The organism is Streptomyces sp. NPDC028991 (genome assembly GCF_055564775.1).
On sequence record NZ_JBVHVP010000014.1, the window covers coordinates 99699 to 115477 of the forward strand.

The 15779-nt window shown below is 71.3% G+C and carries 12 protein-coding genes and 1 pseudogene; 2 read left to right on the plus strand and 11 right to left on the minus strand.

Annotated features, from left to right (window positions below; translation table 11 throughout):
- The first annotated feature begins 45 nt into the window (after positions 1–45).
- The gene (locus tag ACZ4V1_RS25195; RefSeq protein ID WP_468339849.1) at positions 46–879 is read left to right on the plus strand and encodes a pectate lyase; all 834 of its coding nucleotides are present in this window, start codon (positions 46–48) and stop codon (positions 877–879) included.
- Positions 880–1125: 246 nt separating this feature from the next.
- Positions 1126–3342, plus strand: a complete 2217-nt coding sequence (locus tag ACZ4V1_RS25200) for a glycoside hydrolase family 43 protein (protein ID WP_468339851.1) — start codon at positions 1126–1128, stop codon at positions 3340–3342.
- Here the strand turns inward: ACZ4V1_RS25200 and ACZ4V1_RS25205 are convergent.
- The 11 genes and pseudogenes from ACZ4V1_RS25205 to ACZ4V1_RS25255 form a co-directional block, all read right to left on the minus strand.
- Positions 3293–4435 carry a dienelactone hydrolase family protein gene (locus tag ACZ4V1_RS25205; protein WP_468339853.1) on the minus strand — a complete coding sequence of 381 codons (1143 nt, stop codon included), beginning with the start codon at positions 4433–4435 and terminating at the stop codon, positions 3293–3295. The genes ACZ4V1_RS25200 and ACZ4V1_RS25205 overlap by 50 nt on opposite strands.
- The gene (locus ACZ4V1_RS25210; RefSeq protein ID WP_468339855.1) at positions 4419–5552 is read right to left on the minus strand and encodes a pectinesterase family protein; all 1134 of its coding nucleotides are present in this window, start codon (positions 5550–5552) and stop codon (positions 4419–4421) included. The genes ACZ4V1_RS25205 and ACZ4V1_RS25210 overlap by 17 nt, the downstream gene beginning before the upstream one ends.
- 78 nt (positions 5553–5630) lie before the next feature.
- On the minus strand, positions 5631–6965 hold the full coding sequence (locus ACZ4V1_RS25215; RefSeq protein ID WP_468339857.1) for a pectate lyase family protein: 1335 nt from the start codon (positions 6963–6965) through the stop codon (positions 5631–5633).
- Positions 6966–7003: 38 nt separating this feature from the next.
- The gene (locus ACZ4V1_RS25220; RefSeq protein ID WP_468339859.1) at positions 7004–7804 is read right to left on the minus strand and encodes a rhamnogalacturonan acetylesterase; all 801 of its coding nucleotides are present in this window, start codon (positions 7802–7804) and stop codon (positions 7004–7006) included.
- A gap of 99 nt (positions 7805–7903) precedes the next feature.
- Positions 7904–9274: an ABC transporter substrate-binding protein gene (locus tag ACZ4V1_RS25225; protein ID WP_468339861.1), complete on the minus strand. Its 1371-nt coding sequence runs from the start codon at positions 9272–9274 to the stop codon at positions 7904–7906.
- A gap of 63 nt (positions 9275–9337) precedes the next feature.
- A pseudogene (locus tag ACZ4V1_RS25230) lies at positions 9338–10378 on the minus strand (pectate lyase family protein); the annotation flags it as partial.
- Between the two features lie 33 nt (positions 10379–10411).
- A complete protein-coding gene (locus ACZ4V1_RS25235) occupies positions 10412–11929 on the minus strand; it encodes a glycoside hydrolase family 43 protein (RefSeq protein WP_468339863.1) in 1518 nt (505 codons plus the stop codon).
- Positions 11926–12771: a DUF6807 domain-containing protein gene (locus ACZ4V1_RS25240; protein WP_468339865.1), complete on the minus strand. Its 846-nt coding sequence runs from the start codon at positions 12769–12771 to the stop codon at positions 11926–11928. Before ACZ4V1_RS25240 ends, ACZ4V1_RS25235 begins: the two co-directional genes overlap by 4 nt.
- Complete coding sequence (locus ACZ4V1_RS25245; protein ID WP_468339867.1) at positions 12768–13925, minus strand: Gfo/Idh/MocA family protein; 1158 nt, start codon at positions 13923–13925, stop codon at positions 12768–12770. The genes ACZ4V1_RS25240 and ACZ4V1_RS25245 overlap by 4 nt, the downstream gene beginning before the upstream one ends.
- Positions 13922–14821: a carbohydrate ABC transporter permease gene (locus tag ACZ4V1_RS25250; protein ID WP_468339869.1), complete on the minus strand. Its 900-nt coding sequence runs from the start codon at positions 14819–14821 to the stop codon at positions 13922–13924. The genes ACZ4V1_RS25245 and ACZ4V1_RS25250 overlap by 4 nt, the downstream gene beginning before the upstream one ends.
- Positions 14818–15753, minus strand: coding sequence for a carbohydrate ABC transporter permease (locus tag ACZ4V1_RS25255; RefSeq protein ID WP_468339870.1), 936 nt, complete (start codon positions 15751–15753; stop codon positions 14818–14820). The genes ACZ4V1_RS25250 and ACZ4V1_RS25255 overlap by 4 nt, the downstream gene beginning before the upstream one ends.
- Between the last annotated feature and the right edge of the window lie 26 nt (positions 15754–15779).

Here is a 15779-nt window from a genome sequence, read left to right on the forward strand (position 1 = left end):
GACCAGGAAGCGCAAAGATCCTCTCCCCACGCAAGGAACATGGGCATGACTGCACGAGCTGAACAGCGCGTCCGCCACCGCCGCCGGGTCACCAAGCGGCGGGCGGTGATCGCCGGAACCGCTGCCTTCGGCCTCACCGGAGCGGCGATCGTCACCACGACGATGCTGTCCACCGCGGGTGCCGCCGCGCCCTGGCCCACGGGCACCGGCAGCGAGCCCGTCTCGTCGACGATCCCGGTCAAGGGGACGTACGACGGCGGGATGAAGAAGTTCTACGGCACCGGCGACCTGGGCGGCGACGGCCAGGACGAGGGCCAGGACCCGGTCTTCGAGCTGGCGGACGGCGCCACGCTGAAGAACGTCGTCATCGGCACCCCGGCCGCCGACGGCGTCCACTGCAAGGGCTCCTGCACCCTGCAGAACGTGTGGTGGCTGGACGTCGGCGAGGACGCCGCCAGCTTCAAGGGCACGTCGGCCTCGGCGGTCTACAAGGTGTACGGCGGCGGCGCGAGGAACGCCGACGACAAGGTGCTCCAGTTCAACGGCGCCGGCAAGCTCGTCGTCTCGAAGTTCCGGGTCGAGAACTTCGGCAAGCTGGTGCGCTCCTGCGGCAACTGCAAGAAGCAGTACCAGCGCACGATCATCATCAACGACGTGGACATCACCGCGCCCGGCAAGTCGATCGTCGGCGTCAACCAGAACTACGGCGACACGGCGGCCCTGCGCGACATCCGCGTCCACGGCGACGGCAAGAAGAAGATCGAGACCTGCGTCCGCTTCGAGGGCAACAACACCGGCAAGGAGCCCAAGGAGCTCTCCCCGGTCGGCCCGTACGGCAAGACGTGCGACTTCACCGACTCGGACGTCAGCCACGAGTGACCAGCCGGGCGCACCCCTGATCCACCGGTCCGCCCCCCGGGCCGGTGGGCGCCGTCCGAGTCCCCACTCGGCCGGCCCTTCGAACGCCCCCGCCGGTGACGACCGGCGGGGGCGTTCCTCTTCTCGGGCGACGGACCGGCCCGAAACTTTCGGCCCCTGCCGTCCCGTTGACGCCCCGACTCCCACTGGTGACACTCCGAGGGCACGCCACCCAACAGAATCCCTCAGACTCCCACAGGAAGTGTCATGCGCCGCCACACCGCCCGCCGCACGCTTCTGGTCCCCTTCCTCGCTCTCCTCCTCGCCCTGCTCGCCGCCCCACCGGGCACCGCACACCCGGGAGCACCGCCCGCGACCTCCGCCGAGTCCCCGAAGTACGCGGGATACCTCTTCGCCTACTTCACCGGCGAGGGCACCGCCGACGGTGAACAGATCCGGTACGCCCTCAGCCGCGGCAACGACGCCCTGCACTGGCGCGAGCTGAACGCCGGCCGGCCGGTGCTGACCTCCACGACCGGCGAGAGGGGGCTGCGCGACCCGTTCGTGATCCGCTCGCCCGAGGGCGACAAGTTCTACATGATCGCCACCGACCTGCGGATGTACCGGAACAGCAGCGGCAGCTGGGACGAGGTCCAGCGGCACGGCAGCAAGTCGATCATGGTGTGGGAGTCCACCGACCTGGTCCACTGGACCGACCGGCGCCTGGCGAAGGTGGCCCCGGACAACGCGGGCAACACCTGGGCACCGGAGGCCTACTGGGACGACGAGCTCGACGCGTACGTGGTCTTCTGGGCGTCCAAGCTCTACGCCGACGACGACCCGGACCACACCGGTTCGACGTACAACAGGATGCTGTACGCGACCACCGAGGACTTCCGCACCTTCAGCGAGCCGAAGGTCTGGAACGACCCGGGCTACTCGGTCATCGACTCGACGGTCGTCGAGCACGACGACACGTACTACCGCTACACCAAGGACGAGCGCGACCCGTCCTCCGGCTCGCCCTGCTCGAAGTTCATCACCGGCGAGAAGTCGGCGTCCCTGACCGACACCTCGTACGACTTCGTCTCGGACTGCATCGGCCGCGGCGCGATGGACCGCGGGGAGGGACCGACGGTGTTCAAGTCCAACACCGAGGAGAAGTGGTACCTGTTCGTCGACGAGTACGGCGGCCGGGGCTACCTCCCCTTCGAGACCACCGACCTCGACTCGGGCGAGTGGACGCCGTCGGCCGACTACCAGCTGCCCGCGAGCCCGCGGCACGGCACGGTGATCCCGGTGACGCAGGCGGAGTACGACCGGCTGCTGGGCGCCTACCCGGCAAGCCCCGCGTCGGTCGTGGACGCCACGGCACGCGGGCAGAAGGGGTACGCGGTCGTCAGCGAGGAGACGAGCAGGGTCGTCCTGCCGATGGAGCCCCGCGCGAACCTGCGCCACCTCGCCCCGAAGCTGTGGGCCGGCGAGGGCGCGACGGTCAGCCCGAGGTCCGGCACCCGCCGCGACTTCCGCAAACCGCGGACGTACACGGTGACGGCCGCGGACGGCACGAAGCGCACCTGGACGGTCGAGGCGGTGCCCACCCGCAGCCCGGTGCTGCCCGGCCTGTACGCGGACCCGGACGTCCGGTACATGGACGGCCGGTACTGGATCTACCCGACGACGGACGGCTTCCCCGGCTGGAGCGGTACGCGGTTCAAGGCCTTCTCGTCGAAGGACCTGGTCCACTGGAAGGACCACGGCGTCATCCTCGACCTGGGACCGGACGTGGCCTGGGCCGGCAAGAACGCCTGGGCCCCGGCGATCGCCGAGCGGGACGGCAAGTACTACTTCTACTTCTGCGCCGAACAGCAGATCGGCGTCGCGGTGGCCGACTCGCCGGCCGGCCCGTTCCGGGACGCGCTGGGCGAACCGCTGGTGGCCAAAGGGCGGTTCGGCGGGCAGATGATCGACCCGTCCGTCTTCACGGACGACGACGGGACGTCGTACCTGTACTGGGGCAACGGGCGCGGCTACGTCGTCCCGCTCAACGACGACATGGTGTCCTTCGACGCCTCCCGGGTGAAGGACATCACCCCGGAGAACTTCCGCGAGGGGGCCTTCGTCGTGGAGCGCGACGGCACGTACTACTTCATGTGGTCCGAGGACGACACCCGCAGCGAGAACTACCACGTGGCCTACGCCACCGGCCCGACCCCGCTCGGACCGTGGACCAAGCGCGGCACGATCCTGTCCAAGCGCCCGGAGTACGGCATCCTCGGCACCGGTCACCACTCCGTGGTCAACACGCCCGGCACCGACGACTGGTACATCGTCTACCACCGCTTCGCGCTGAACGGGCCCGGCAGGCCGGGCGGGGACGGCACGCACCGGGAGACCACGGTCGACCGGCTGCGCTTCGCGGCGGACGGCACGATCAAGCCGGTGGTGCCGACCCTGGAGTCGGTCGAGCCGGTACGGCGGTGACCGACTCCAGCCACGCGAAGGCCTCGTCCTGCATGCGCCGTGGGAAGGCGTGTCCGACGCCCGGCCAGGTCTCCGTACGGAGCCGGTCGGCGGCGCCCTGGGAGTGCCAGACGGCGCGCAGCCTGTCATAGGCGGTGCGCACGCCCTCGGCGGTGAACAGGGGGTCCTGCGCACCGCCGAGGAACAGCATCGGCCTGGGCGCGGCGATGCTCGCCACGTCGGGGATGTCGAGGTGCCGGGCGAGGCCGGGGTGGAGCATGTGGAACGCCGACTGCCCGCGCAGGGTGTTGCCGCCGGGCACCAGCATCTCCTTCAGACCGGTCATCCAGCACACGCTCACGGCGGCGGCGACGTCGTCGCTGAGGGCGGCGGTCTGCCAGGCGCGGTAGCCGCCCATGGAGAAGCCGACGGCCGCGATCCGCCGGGCGTCCACGCGGTCGAGTCCGGCCAGGAAGCCGGCGGCGCGTTGGTCCTCACGGGCCAGCAGCCCGGCGAGCGAGCTGCCGAGATGGAAGAGGTTGCTGGCGAGGGCCTGTTGCCGCTCGTAGACGAGCGGTTCGCGGTCGCCCCAGCCCAGGGCGTCCGCGCAGAACACCACGTACCCGCGCCGGGCCAGTTCGTCACCGAGGAAGCGCCCGTCGAAGTGCCGGTCCGCCCACTCCTCGGCGGCGGCGAGCCGGGTGCCGTCGTACCAGGGCCGGACCGCCTTCTCCTTGCCGATGACGAAGCGGGAGCCGTGGTCGTGCAGGAGCAGCACGGCCGGGAAGGGACCGGCGCCCCGCGGGGTGAGCAGGGCGCCGCGAACCCGTCCGTAGCGGGTGAGGGAGAGGGTGACCAGCTCCCGCGTGTATCCGTCCCCGTCCGAGCGGGCGGCGAACTCCGGGGCGTACGGCGTGCCGTCCTGCCGGTCGACGAGGAGGTGCTCCTCGACGGTCGCGCGGGCCGTGCGCCGCCACGCCCCGAAGTCCCGGGCCGGCGAGTTGCCCCAGGCGAGCGGGAAGGTCAGTTCGTCCTCCAGCGCCTGGTGGAAGGCGGGCAGCGCACCGAACGGGCTGACAGACGGGGCGTCCGGCAGGTCACCGCCGGCGGTCATACGGCCGCCAGCCGCCCAGGTACGCCTCCCGGGTGTGCGACGCGGCCTCGGCGCGGGTGAGCTGGGGCCGGTTCTCGGGAACGGTGATCGCGGCGCCAGGGCCGGTGTTGCGGTACTCCCGGAACCGCTGCTCCTGCCAGGGGTGGGCGTCCCGCATGTCGGCGTAGGGCGCGGCCGCGTCGATGCCCGCGCCGAGGTGGGTCTCACGCACGGTCAGCATCGGGCGGGCGGTGGTGTCGGAGCTGGGCACCCAGGGGCGGGCCAGCTTGTAGTAGCCGTCGGGTGCCTCACTGCTGACGCGGCCGCGCGTGACGAGATAGCCGCGCGGGTTCTCGCCGACCGTGGACGGCGCGAACACGAAGCCGTGGGGGGCGCCGGACAGGTCGGTGCGGAGCAGGGTGCGGAAATGGCAGTGCTCGTACACGGCCGTCGCCCGGCCGAAGACGAAGTCGACGTCGCCCTCGACGTAGCAGTGGCCGTAGTACTGGCGGGCGAAGAGACCGCGGTCGCGGGAGTCGGCGTAGAGGGTGTCCTGGTGGCCGAGGAAGCGGCAGTGGTGGAACGCGGAGCGGTCGCCCTGGACCTTGATCGCGACGGCCTGGGTGCCGCTGAAGCCGGGGTGGTCGGCGCGCAGCCAGTCGTTGGCGAAGGTGATCCGGTGGGCGGTGAAACCGTCGGCCCGCACAGTGGTGGTGGCCGAGCCGCTGGTGCCGTGGTTGCCGGAGCCGTCCGGCTTGGGGGTGCCCGCCGCGTTGTCGTAGACGATGACGACGTCGCGCGGGTCCGCACAGGCGCCGATCCAGGTCGCCTCGGTGTGGTCGGCGTCTACGGAGACCGTCTCGCGGTAGGTGCCGGGCGCCAGGACGAGCGTCCAGCCGGGGCCATCGGCGGCGTTGACGGCGGCCTGGACGGAGGTGAAGTCGCCGCGGCCGTACGGGTCGACGTACAGGGTCTTCGGGGTGCGGCGGCGGGCCGGCGAGCCGTATCGGCCGAACGGACGCGGACGCGGTCGGCCGCCGGCGACGGCGGGACCGGCCGCGAGGCCGAGGGCGGCGCCGGCGCCGGCGGTCGTCAGGAGGAAGCCTCTGCGGGACAGGGCAGGGCGGTGTGGGTGCATGCGGGTGCTCCTTCGGAGCTCGGGGGCGGCGGGAGGGCCGGGGCGGTGCGGGCGCCCCGGCCCTCGGTTCGCGGGGCGTCAGCGCAGGCGGCCGGCGCCCGCGCCGTGATCGACGACGAAGGGGACCGCCCAGGCCGGGAGGACCTTGGTGCGCAGGGTGGGTGTCCAGCCCGCGCCGGACCGGAGGGGCGTGTCCGGGTTCGCCGCGTTGTGCGCGGCGATCAGGTCGGCGGCGCGGCCGTTGACGCGGTTGTGGGCGGCGGTGAGCGGTGAGTCGTTCCACCGCTTCAGCACCTTCGCGGGGCTGACGCCGTCCGGCAGGGTGAAGGCGTTGTGCTCGGCGACGAGCTGGGACTCCTTGCCGACGCCGAAGCTGTAGGCGTAGTCCTCGCCTGCCACGAAGTGGTTGTTGTAGACGTCGACCTGCCCGAACCGCACCCGGGGCGCGCGCTCGACGAGGTCCTTGAAGAGGTTGTGGTGGAAGGTCGTCTTCAGGTGCCCGCGGTCGCCGGCGGCGGTGGACTCGCTGTCGCTGTTGCCGATCAGGATCGTCTTGTCGTGCTCGGTGAAGACGTTCCAGGAGGCGGTGACGTAGTCGGCGCCGCGCACGATGTCGAGCTGCCCGTCGTGCTGCTGGTAGAGCATGCCGAAGTAGGTCGGTGTCGCGCTGTCGGGGTGCGCGCCGTCGGTGAAGGTGTTGTGGTCGAGCCACACGTGCGTCGACCCGTACACGACGGCGCTGTCGTACTCGGAGTTCCAGTTGCCCTTGGCGCCGTCGGTGGGGTCCCACTCGGGGAAGCAGTCGACGGGGCTCTCGAGGGTCAGGTTGCGGACGATGACGTTGTCGACGCCCTTGATCTGGAGGCTGGCGCCCTTGATACCGGCGTTCCGCCCGACGCCGATGATCGTGGTGTCGGAGGGGACGTTCACCTTGACGGCCTGGTTCTGCCGGTCGGCGGAGGCGCGGCGCAGCCCCTCCGGGCTGTCGTCGGGCTCGTCGCTCAGATCGGTCTCCAGGCCCCAGCTCTGCGGGGAGTACTTCTCCAGGTAGGCGTCGAAGTCGTAGCCGGGCGCGGCGAAGGCCTCGCAGCCCTCGGACACGGCGTCGATGGTGCCCTGCACCTTGATGATCCGCGGCGCGCTGCCGCCGGCGGTGAGGGCGGCCTTGAACTCGGCCCAGGTGGAGACGGTGTACACGTGCTCCGCGTCGGCGGCGGCCCCGCCGGTGGTGCCGGTGCCGTGGGAGGCCCAGCCGTCGTTCGCCGGCAGGGTCTGCCGGGCGGTGTCGCGGGGGTGGTGGTGGCCCGGGCGGGCCTGCGCGGTGGCGGCGGTCAGGCTCAGTACGAGGGCGGTGCAGCCGGCCAGCGCGCCGGCCCTCTTTATGGCATGCCCATGCCATCCTTGAGTGCTCATGGTGCGGCTCTCCCTTGCTCGAGGGGGTCGGGGTGTGTTCACGCGCTGGCCGGCGCCGGCCAGCCGATCCAGGACTCGGGAATCTCCTCGTCCAGCCGGCGCACGTCCCGGTGCGCCAGCACCCGCGTGCGCAGCAGCTCCCGCGCGACGAGCCGGGCGACCGCGATCGCGCCGGGCGGGTTGAAGTGGGTGTTGTCCTGCTCGGTGGCGGTCCAGTTGAAGTACGCCTTGGTCCCCTCGGCACCGAGCCGCTGCCACAGCGCGAGGGACAGCGCCTGGGTGTCGAGCAGCGGCACGCCCTCCTGCCGCGCCAGCGCCCGCATCGCCGCCGGGTACTCCCCGTGGCTCGGCACCGCGTCGCCCGCCGCGTCGAACCGCCGCCGCTCGACGGGCGTGGCCAGCACCGGGCGCGCCCCACGGGCCCGCGCACCGTCGACGTACAGCCGCAGGTGCTCCTGGTACGTCGTCCAGGGCTCGGTGTAACGGGTGGGGTCCGCGGCCTTCTCGTCGTTGTGCGCGAACTGGACGAGGAGGAGGTCGCCGGGGCGGATCTCACCGAGGAGGGCGTCGAGTCGCCCCTCGTCCACGAAGCTCTTGGAACTCCGCCCGTTCACGGCGTGGTTGGCGACACCGAGGTCCTTGCGGAGGAAGAAGGGCAACGCCATCCCCCACCCGGTCTCGGGCGCGGCGTCGGCGTACTTCTGCGCGGCGGTGGAATCACCGGCGATGTAGAGGGTGCGGGGGCGGCGCCCGCCGGCTTGGGCGGTGCCGGTGGCGGCGAGCGCCAGGGGGATGGCGGCGACGGCTGCCGCAGTGACTCGTCTTCGGCTGAGAACCACGCTGGGTGCCTTTCGAGGAAGGGGTGGGCGGTCACCGGGGGCGGCCCGCAGCCCGCGGACCGCGGACCGCCCCACGGCGAAACCGGAACAACGGAACGGCTAACCCATCTGCTCGGTCCACTCGGCCTGCGCCTCGTTCAGCTTCTCGGCCAGACCGTCCAGGAAGTCCTTCGCGCCCATCTCGCCCAGCAGCACCTTCTGGAACGCCGGCTCGCTCTCCGACTTGGACAGCGTGTTCCAGTCCGGCAGGTAGTACGGCAGCTGAACGATGGTGGTGGAGCCGTCGTTCAGCGCCTCAGCCGCCAGCTTCGTGGGCTCCGCCTTCTGGATCCACGCGTCCTTCGCGGCCTCGGTGTTCGACGGCACCTGCCCTGCGGACTGGTTGAACTTCGAGTTCTGCTCGGGTGAGGTGGCGAACTCGATGAACTTCCAGGCGGCCTCCTTGTTCTCGGAGCTCTTGAACACGCCGAGCCCGTCGACCGGGTTGGACACCTGCACCCGCTTGCCGGAGGCACCGACCGGCTGCGGGATGCCGCGGAACTTCTCGACGCCGAGCGCCTTCACGTGGTCCTGGTAGGAACCCAGGTTGTGGTTCAGCATGCCGATGGTGCCGGAGTCCCACTGGGCGACCATCTTGGCGAAGTCGTTGTTGACGTCGGCGGCCGGCGTGACCTTCTTGTAGAGGTCCGCGTACTTCTCCAGCGCCTCGACGTTCTTCGGGTCGTTGACGGTCGTCTTCTTCTTGCCGGCGTCCCAGAACGAGGTGATGCCGGACTGCCCGTACATCGCGTCGAGCGCCTGGGCGATGGAGCCGGAGCCGCCGCGGATGGTGTAGCCGAACTCGTTCTTGTCCTCGTCGGTCAGCTTCTCGGCGGCCTCGTAGAACTTGTCCCACGTGGTGGGCGCGTCCAGCCCGGCCTTCTCGAACAGGTCGGTGCGGTAGTACAGGACGCCGTTGTTCGCGGAGGTCGGCACCGAGTACAGCGTGCCGTCACCGCCGCCGGCCGCCTTCAGGGAATCGACCATGTCCTTGTTGAGCTTGCCGCTCAGGGAGGACTTGGCGAGGCGGTCGTCCAGCGGCTCGAGGGCGTTCTGGGCCGAGAACCCGGCGAGCATCGCCGCGCCGACACCGCCGACGTCCGGCAGGCCGCCGCCCTGGATGGCGGTGTCGACCTTGGACTGGTACTCGGTGGCGGCGATCCCGACGTACTCCACGTCGATGTCCGGGTTCGCCTTCTCGAAGTCGGCGATGATCTCCTTCCAGACGGCCGTGCGGATACCGCCGTTGTTGTCCCAGAAGACGATCTTGCCCGTACCGCTGCCCTCGGCACCCTTGTCGCCGCCCGCCCCGCTGCCGTCGTCACCGCAGGCGGTGGCGGTCAGCGCGAGCACGGCCCCCAGGGCGACGACGGCGGATGTCCGGCGCCCGCCTGTCCTTCTGCTGCTGCTGCTGCGATTGCTGATCTTCATTGGTCGGCTCTCTTCTTCTGGATCCAACAAAGCGGTGAACGGAGTGTGGGGGTGTCAGTGGGCACCGAGCTGCTTCTGCGGCCCGGAGAAGCGCTTGACCAGGGCGGGAACGGCGGCCGCCGGGTCGAGCCGGTAGTCGTAGAAGTCGCGCGGTTCGAAGGCGTCGCCCCACGCGTCGTGCCGTCCGGCCGTGCCCTTCAGGACCGATCCGCGCTGCACCAGTTCGGCGGTGGCGTCGGCCTGGTAGGGGTGCTGGACCCCGTCGTAGTAGCTGTTCTCGATGACCATGCGGGTCGCGCCGCGCGCCCAGTTCCCGTACGTCCACAGTGGGTCGCCGTCGGCCACCTGGGCGGACAGGTAGTTGTTGTACAGGTGCGCGTAGGCGCAGTTGTCGGCGGACGGGTTGCGCTGCTTGGTTCCGGTGAACCAGTTGTGGTCGATGGTGATCTGGGTACGGACGTTGTCCGTCCAGCCGATGCCGAGCGCCTTGTTGTGGTTCTCGAAGCGGTTGTAGGAGACGGTGACGTACTCGCTGTCCTTGCGGATGTCGAGCAGTCCGTCGCCCATGCGGGTGAGGCGGTTGTGGTCGATCCAGACGTGGTGGACGGAGTCCATCTGGATCGCGTCGAAGTCGGTGGTCTTGCCGTCCCAGTCGCCCTCCACGTAGCTGTCGCGGATCGTGAGGTTGCGGATGATCACGTTGTGCGTGCCGGGGTTCAGGTGGAGCTCGCCGTGGACGATCTCGCCGGTGTCGCCGACGCCGACGATCGTCTTGTCGGAGCCGACCACGATGTCCGAGCCGAAGGGCGCGACGGTGATCGAGCCCGCCACCCGGATGACGTACGGCTCCTTCGCCGCCGCGTACTTCGCCAGCGCGGCCTGGTCGGTGACGGTGACGGCCTTCCCGCCCGCGCCGCCGGTGGTGCCGCCGGCGAGGGAGGCGAAGCCGTGCGCCCTGTCGGTGAGGCGGGGTGAGCCCGCCTCACGGGCCGGGGCGGCGTGCGTCTCCCCGGCCGTCCCGAGGGCCAGGGCGGCGACCAGTGCGAGGACGGCGGCCAGGGTTCTGCCGGTTCCCGGCAATCGCTTGCTACGGAGGTGCGTCATTGCGGCTCCCAACAGGCGTACGGGTGAGGTGGGTTAGCGGGATCCGATCCGGAACCGCGTGAAGGTGGCCGTGCCGGCGTGTCCCTGACCGGCGGGCGCAAGCGCGAACAGGCCGATCAGGGCGCCGACCCAGCGCCACGGGGTGGCGGCGAACACCTGACCGGTGGGGCGCGGCCCGTCGCCGAGGTCGTAGGAGAAGCGGCAGCGTGCCCCGGGCCCGGCCTCGATCCGCAGCCGTACCCGTCCCCCGGGTGCGGGACGGGGGTGGTCGGCGTCCCGCTCGGCCTGAGCGACCGGCTCGGCGAACCGGTGCACCAGGTGCACGGCCCCGTCCGCACCCCGCTCGAGCCCGATCCAGCGGTAGGCGTCGCCGAGCACCGCGAGACCGGCCCGCGCGCCCGGCTCCGCGCCGTCCAGGCGCAGCTCCACCTCGATCACCGCCGGGTCGCCGGGCAGCCGCTGGGTGAGCACGTTCGGCAGCCTGCGCAGGTCGTGCGCGTCGGCCGAGCGGACGCAGGCGAGCCGCAGCCCGTCCCCGGAGTGCTGGGGGGCCCAGCCGTCCCGGGGGTTGGCCGTCCACGACCACTGGCGGCCGAACCGACCGCCGGGGAAGTCGTCGTCGGTCGCCGGCGCGGCGGGCGGCTGCGGCGGCAGGGCGGGACGCTGGTGCTCGGTGACCGGGGCGCCGTCGCGGCCCGGCACCGGCCAGCCGTCCGCGCCCCACCGCATCGGCTGGAGGTGGACCACTCGCCCGTAGGCCGCACGCTGCTGGAAGTGCAGGAACCAGTCCTCGCCGGCCGCCGTGCGCACCCAGCCGCCCTGGTGCGGGCCGTTGACGTCGGTGTCCTTCTGCTCCAGGACGACCTTCTCCTCGTACGGGCCGAAGAAGCCGCGGGAGCGGAAGGCGCCCTGCCAGCCGGTCTCCACTCCCCCGGCGGGTGCCAGGATCCAGAACCAGCCGTCGTGCCTGTAGAGCTTGGGGCCCTCCAGGGTGAACCAGCCGGGGAGGCGGTCGGCGTCGACGATCACCTTGCCCTCGTCGAGGAGTCCGGTGCCGTCGGGGCGCATGCGGTGGCCGGTGAGGCGGTTCTTGATCCCGGAGCGGGACCTGGCCCAGGCGTGCACCAGGTAGGCCTCGCCGGTCTCGTCGTCCCACAGGGGGCAGGCGTCGATCAGGCCCTTGCCCGGCTTCACCAGGTGGGGCGCGGTCCACGGGCCGCGGATCTCGGGGGCGTTGACCTGGAAGATCCCGTGGTCGGGGTCGCCCCAGAAGATCCAGAAGCGGCCCGCGTGGTGGCGCAGCGACGGGGCCCAGACGCCGCAGTCGTGGCGGGGCGTCGCGAACGCCGCCGCCGGTTCCAGGCGGGGCAGGGCGTGCCCGACCAGACTCCAGTTGAGCAGGTCGCGGGAGTGCAGGAGCGGCAGGCCGGGGACGCGGCCGAAGCTGGAGGCGGTGAGGTAGAAGTCGTCGCCGACGCGGACGACGTCCGGGTCGGACCAGTCGGCGTTCAGGACGGGGTTGGTGTACGTCTCCGCGTTCTCGGGGGTCACGGGCCCACCGCCTTTCGTACGAGGGTGGCGGCGCCGTCGGCGTCGAGCCGGCCGTCGGCGACGACGGTGACGATCCGGCGGACCACGGTGTCGCCGGGGGCCAGAGCAAGCCGTTCGTCGTGGGCCAGCGAGGAGCCCACGCCCGGGTACTCCTCGGTGCGGACGAACCACGGGTCGCGCCGGGTCCGGTCCGTGGCCCCGGCGAACACGAGCGTCCAGGTGTCGCCGGCCAGGGCGAGCCAGTCGGCGCGGGTGCCGTGGACCGTCCGCTCGCCCGCACGGTCGGCGGTGAAGGCCCTGGGGGCCGCGCTCTCCTTGCGGGCGCGCCAGAAGAAGCCGCCGTAGGCCGCGCCGGGGCGCCCGTTGGTGGCGGGGCTGCCGATGGTGAGCGGGTCCGGGGTGACGTTGGTGAGGGAGAAGGTGAAGTCCAGCGCCCAGGCGGTGGCGGTCAGTCCGGTGGCCGCGACCGTGCGGCGCTCGCGCAGCAGTTCACCGCCGGCGGCGACCCAGCGCAGTTCCTCGACGAAGCCGTCGGGGTCGCGGAGCTGGAAGGCGACGTGCCGCTGCGAGCCGTGGTTGTCCAGCTCGGCCGGCCCCTGGTCGCGCACATAGGTGCGCCCGCCCCAGAAGTTGTGCCCCTCGACGTCGGGAACGGCGACACCGACGCCGAGGTGATGGAGGTGGTCGGCAGGACCGGACTCGGTCACGGCCGTGCCGGCCAGGGTGGTGACGGGGTGCAGGTAGGGGCGCGGGGAGAGGCGGGTGGGCAGTTCGGGGCGGGTGACGTACCGGCCCACGGGGCGGCCCGCCACGCGCAGTACCGGGGAGTCGCTGCCGGTCATCGGGTGCTCACCTCGTATCGCGGGCGCTCGGTGCGCGGCGCCCAGGGGGCGCCCAGTTCGGAGTAGAGGGAGAGGGTGTCGGCGGCGGCGGCCACGAGGCCGTCGATGCCGGGGACCACGCGGCGGTTCTCACCGGGCACGCGGTGCCAGGCGGCCTCCGGCAGCGGCTCCGGGTCCGGGGCCCGCCGGATCGCCTCCACGACCCGCATGAAGGCGCCCGTCTCGTCCGGCGGGACCAGCAGGGCGGCGCCGGTGGTGAGGTGTTCGACCAGATTCTCCAGCAGGTCGGTGCGGCCGTGGTGGTACTCCTCGGGGCCGTGGCCGCCGCGCTGGAGCAGGACGCGGTCCTGCTTGTACCAGAAGGTGATGCGTCCGCTGCCGCCGTGCACCAGGACGTACGGCTCGTCGGCCCGCTCGGCGCACAGAGTGGCGGCGACGGTGACGCGATGGCCGCGCGCGGTGGTGATCCGGACGCAGGAGGTGTCGTCGGACTCGATGTCGTTGGCATGGCCGAGTTCGGTCTCGATACCGGTGACGTCCTCGGCGCGGGCGCTGCCGCCGAGCGCGAGGGCGGTGGCGACGGCGTGCGCGAGGGGGTTGGTCAGCGCGCCGTCGATCACGTCGGCGCCCTCCAGCCGCCGCCGGCCCGACCAGGGCGCCCGGCGGAAGTAGGCCTCGTCGCGGACCCACGCGCCGGCCCCGCCGATGCCCACCACCTCGCCCACCGCGCCCTCGGCGATCAGCTCGCGGATGGCCGGCACGGCGTGCGAGCCCAGCGACTGGAACCCGACCTGGCAGGCGACGCCGGCCTCGGCGACCCCGTCGGCCATGCGGCGGAACTCGGCGTACGAGGGGGCCGGGGGCTTCTCCAGCAGCAGGTGCACGCCTTTGCGGGCGGCGGTCAGGGCGAGGTCGGTGTGGGTGGGGATCGGCGTGCAGATCACGGCGATCCGGGCGCCGGTGGAGTCGAGCAGGGCGCCGAAGTCGGCGGACTGCTCGGGGAGTTCCCCGCCGGCCTCCTCCTCGGTCAGCGGTGTGAGTTCGCAGATGCCGGCCAGCCGGACGAGTCCCGCCCGCTCCAGGCGGCGGATGTTGGCGACGTGCCAGCGGCCGTGGCCGCGGGCGCCGGCGAGGACGACGGGAACCCGGCTCATCCCTTCACCGCCCCCGCGCTGAAGCCGGTGATCAGCCACTTCTGGATGAAGGCGAAGACCAGCACCACGGGCACGGCCGCGATGATGCCGCCGGCGGCGAGCGCGCCGAGGTCGACGCTGTCCGCGCTCATCAGTGTGTTGAGGCCGACCGGGATGGTCTGCTTGTCCTGGTTGTTGAGGAACATCAGGGCGAACAGGAAGTGGTTCCAGGAGTGCACGAAGGCGAAGGAGCCGACGGCGATGAGGCCCGGCCGCAGCAGCGGGAGGACGACGACCAGGAAGGCCCGCATCCGGCCGCAGCCGTCCACCCAGGCGGCCTCCTCCAGGGAGTACGGCACGTTCTTGATGAAGTTGCTGATCAGGATCATCGACAGGGGCAGCTGGAAGACCGTCTCGGCGATGATGACACTGCCCAGCGAGTTGATCATCTGGAGCTCGGCGAAGATCTCGAAGAGCGGGACCAGCAGCAGCGCGCCGGGCACGAACTGGGAGCAGAGCAGGGCGAGCATGAAGGCCCGCTTGACCTTGAAGTCGAACCGGGCGAGAGCGTATCCGCCGGCCAGGGCGACGAGCGTGGTCATCACCAGGGTCGCGAGGCCGACGTACACGCTGTTCTCGAAGAAGGTGCCGAAGGCGCGGTCGGTCCACACCTTCTCGAAGTGGTCGAAGGTCATCGGCCAGGGCACGAGCGAGGTCGAGCCGGCCGGGCGCAGCGCGAAGAGCAGGATCCAGTAGAACGGGATCAGGGTGAAGACCAGGTAGACGCCGAGCGGCAGATAGATCTGCCAGCGGGGGACCTCGTCCCAGGCGGGGCGGTGCTTCTTGGCCTGCCGCGGCGGTTCGTGGCCGGCCGGCGCGGGCGCGGGGGCGGGCGCGGTGGCCTCCTTGGTGATCACTTGTTCTCGCCTCCGAACTTGCTCAGCCGCAGATAGACGATCGAGCAGAAGAGCAGGATCACGAACGCGACCGTGGTGAGGGCCGACGCGTAGCCGAAGTCGTGGGCGTCGACGCTGGTGTTGGCGATGTACAGCGGCAGTGTCGTGGTCACTCCGGCCGGTCCGCCGCCGGTCAGGGTGTAGAGCAGGTCGACGTTGTTGAACTCCCACACCGCGCGCAGCAGCGTGGACAGGATGATGGCGTCCTTCAGGTGCGGCAGCGTGATGTGCCAGAACTGCTTGAACCGGCTCGCCCCGTCGACCTCGGCGGCCTCGTACAGGTCCTTCGAGACGGACTGGAGGTCGGCGAGGATGAGGATCGCGAAGAACGGGACGCCTCGCCACAGGTCGGCGACGACCGCCGCGGAGAACACGGTCGAGGTGTCCGACAGCCAGCTCGTGCCGTAGTCGCCGATGCCCATGTCGGCGAGGTAGCGGGTGATGCCGGTCTGGGAGTTGTAGAGCAGCACCCAGATCGCGGAGGTCAGCACGCCGGAGACGGCCCACGGGGAGAAGACCAGGGCGCGCCCGATGCCCCGGCCCACGAAGGTCTGGTTGACGATGAGAGCCAGTGCCAGACCGAAGAGCAGTTGCAGCCCGACCTCGACGAAGACCCACTTGGCGCTGAAGACGAGGGTGTCCCAGAAGACCGGGTCGTCGGTGAAGATCTTGACGAAGTTGTCGAAGCCCGCGTAGCCGTTCCGCCACGGCTTGGTGGGGTTGTACTCCTGCAGGCTGTAGTAGAAGACGCTGACGACCGGGTAGGCGATGAAGCCCAGCATCAGCAGGGCGGCCGGTGCGATCAGCAGGTACGGGAGCCTGCGCGGCGTGGCCGAGGCACGGCGCCGCCGGGGTGGCGCGGGCGGTTTCGCCACGGCTGCGGCTTGGGCCATGACAGTTCTCCGTTCTGGTACGTCGT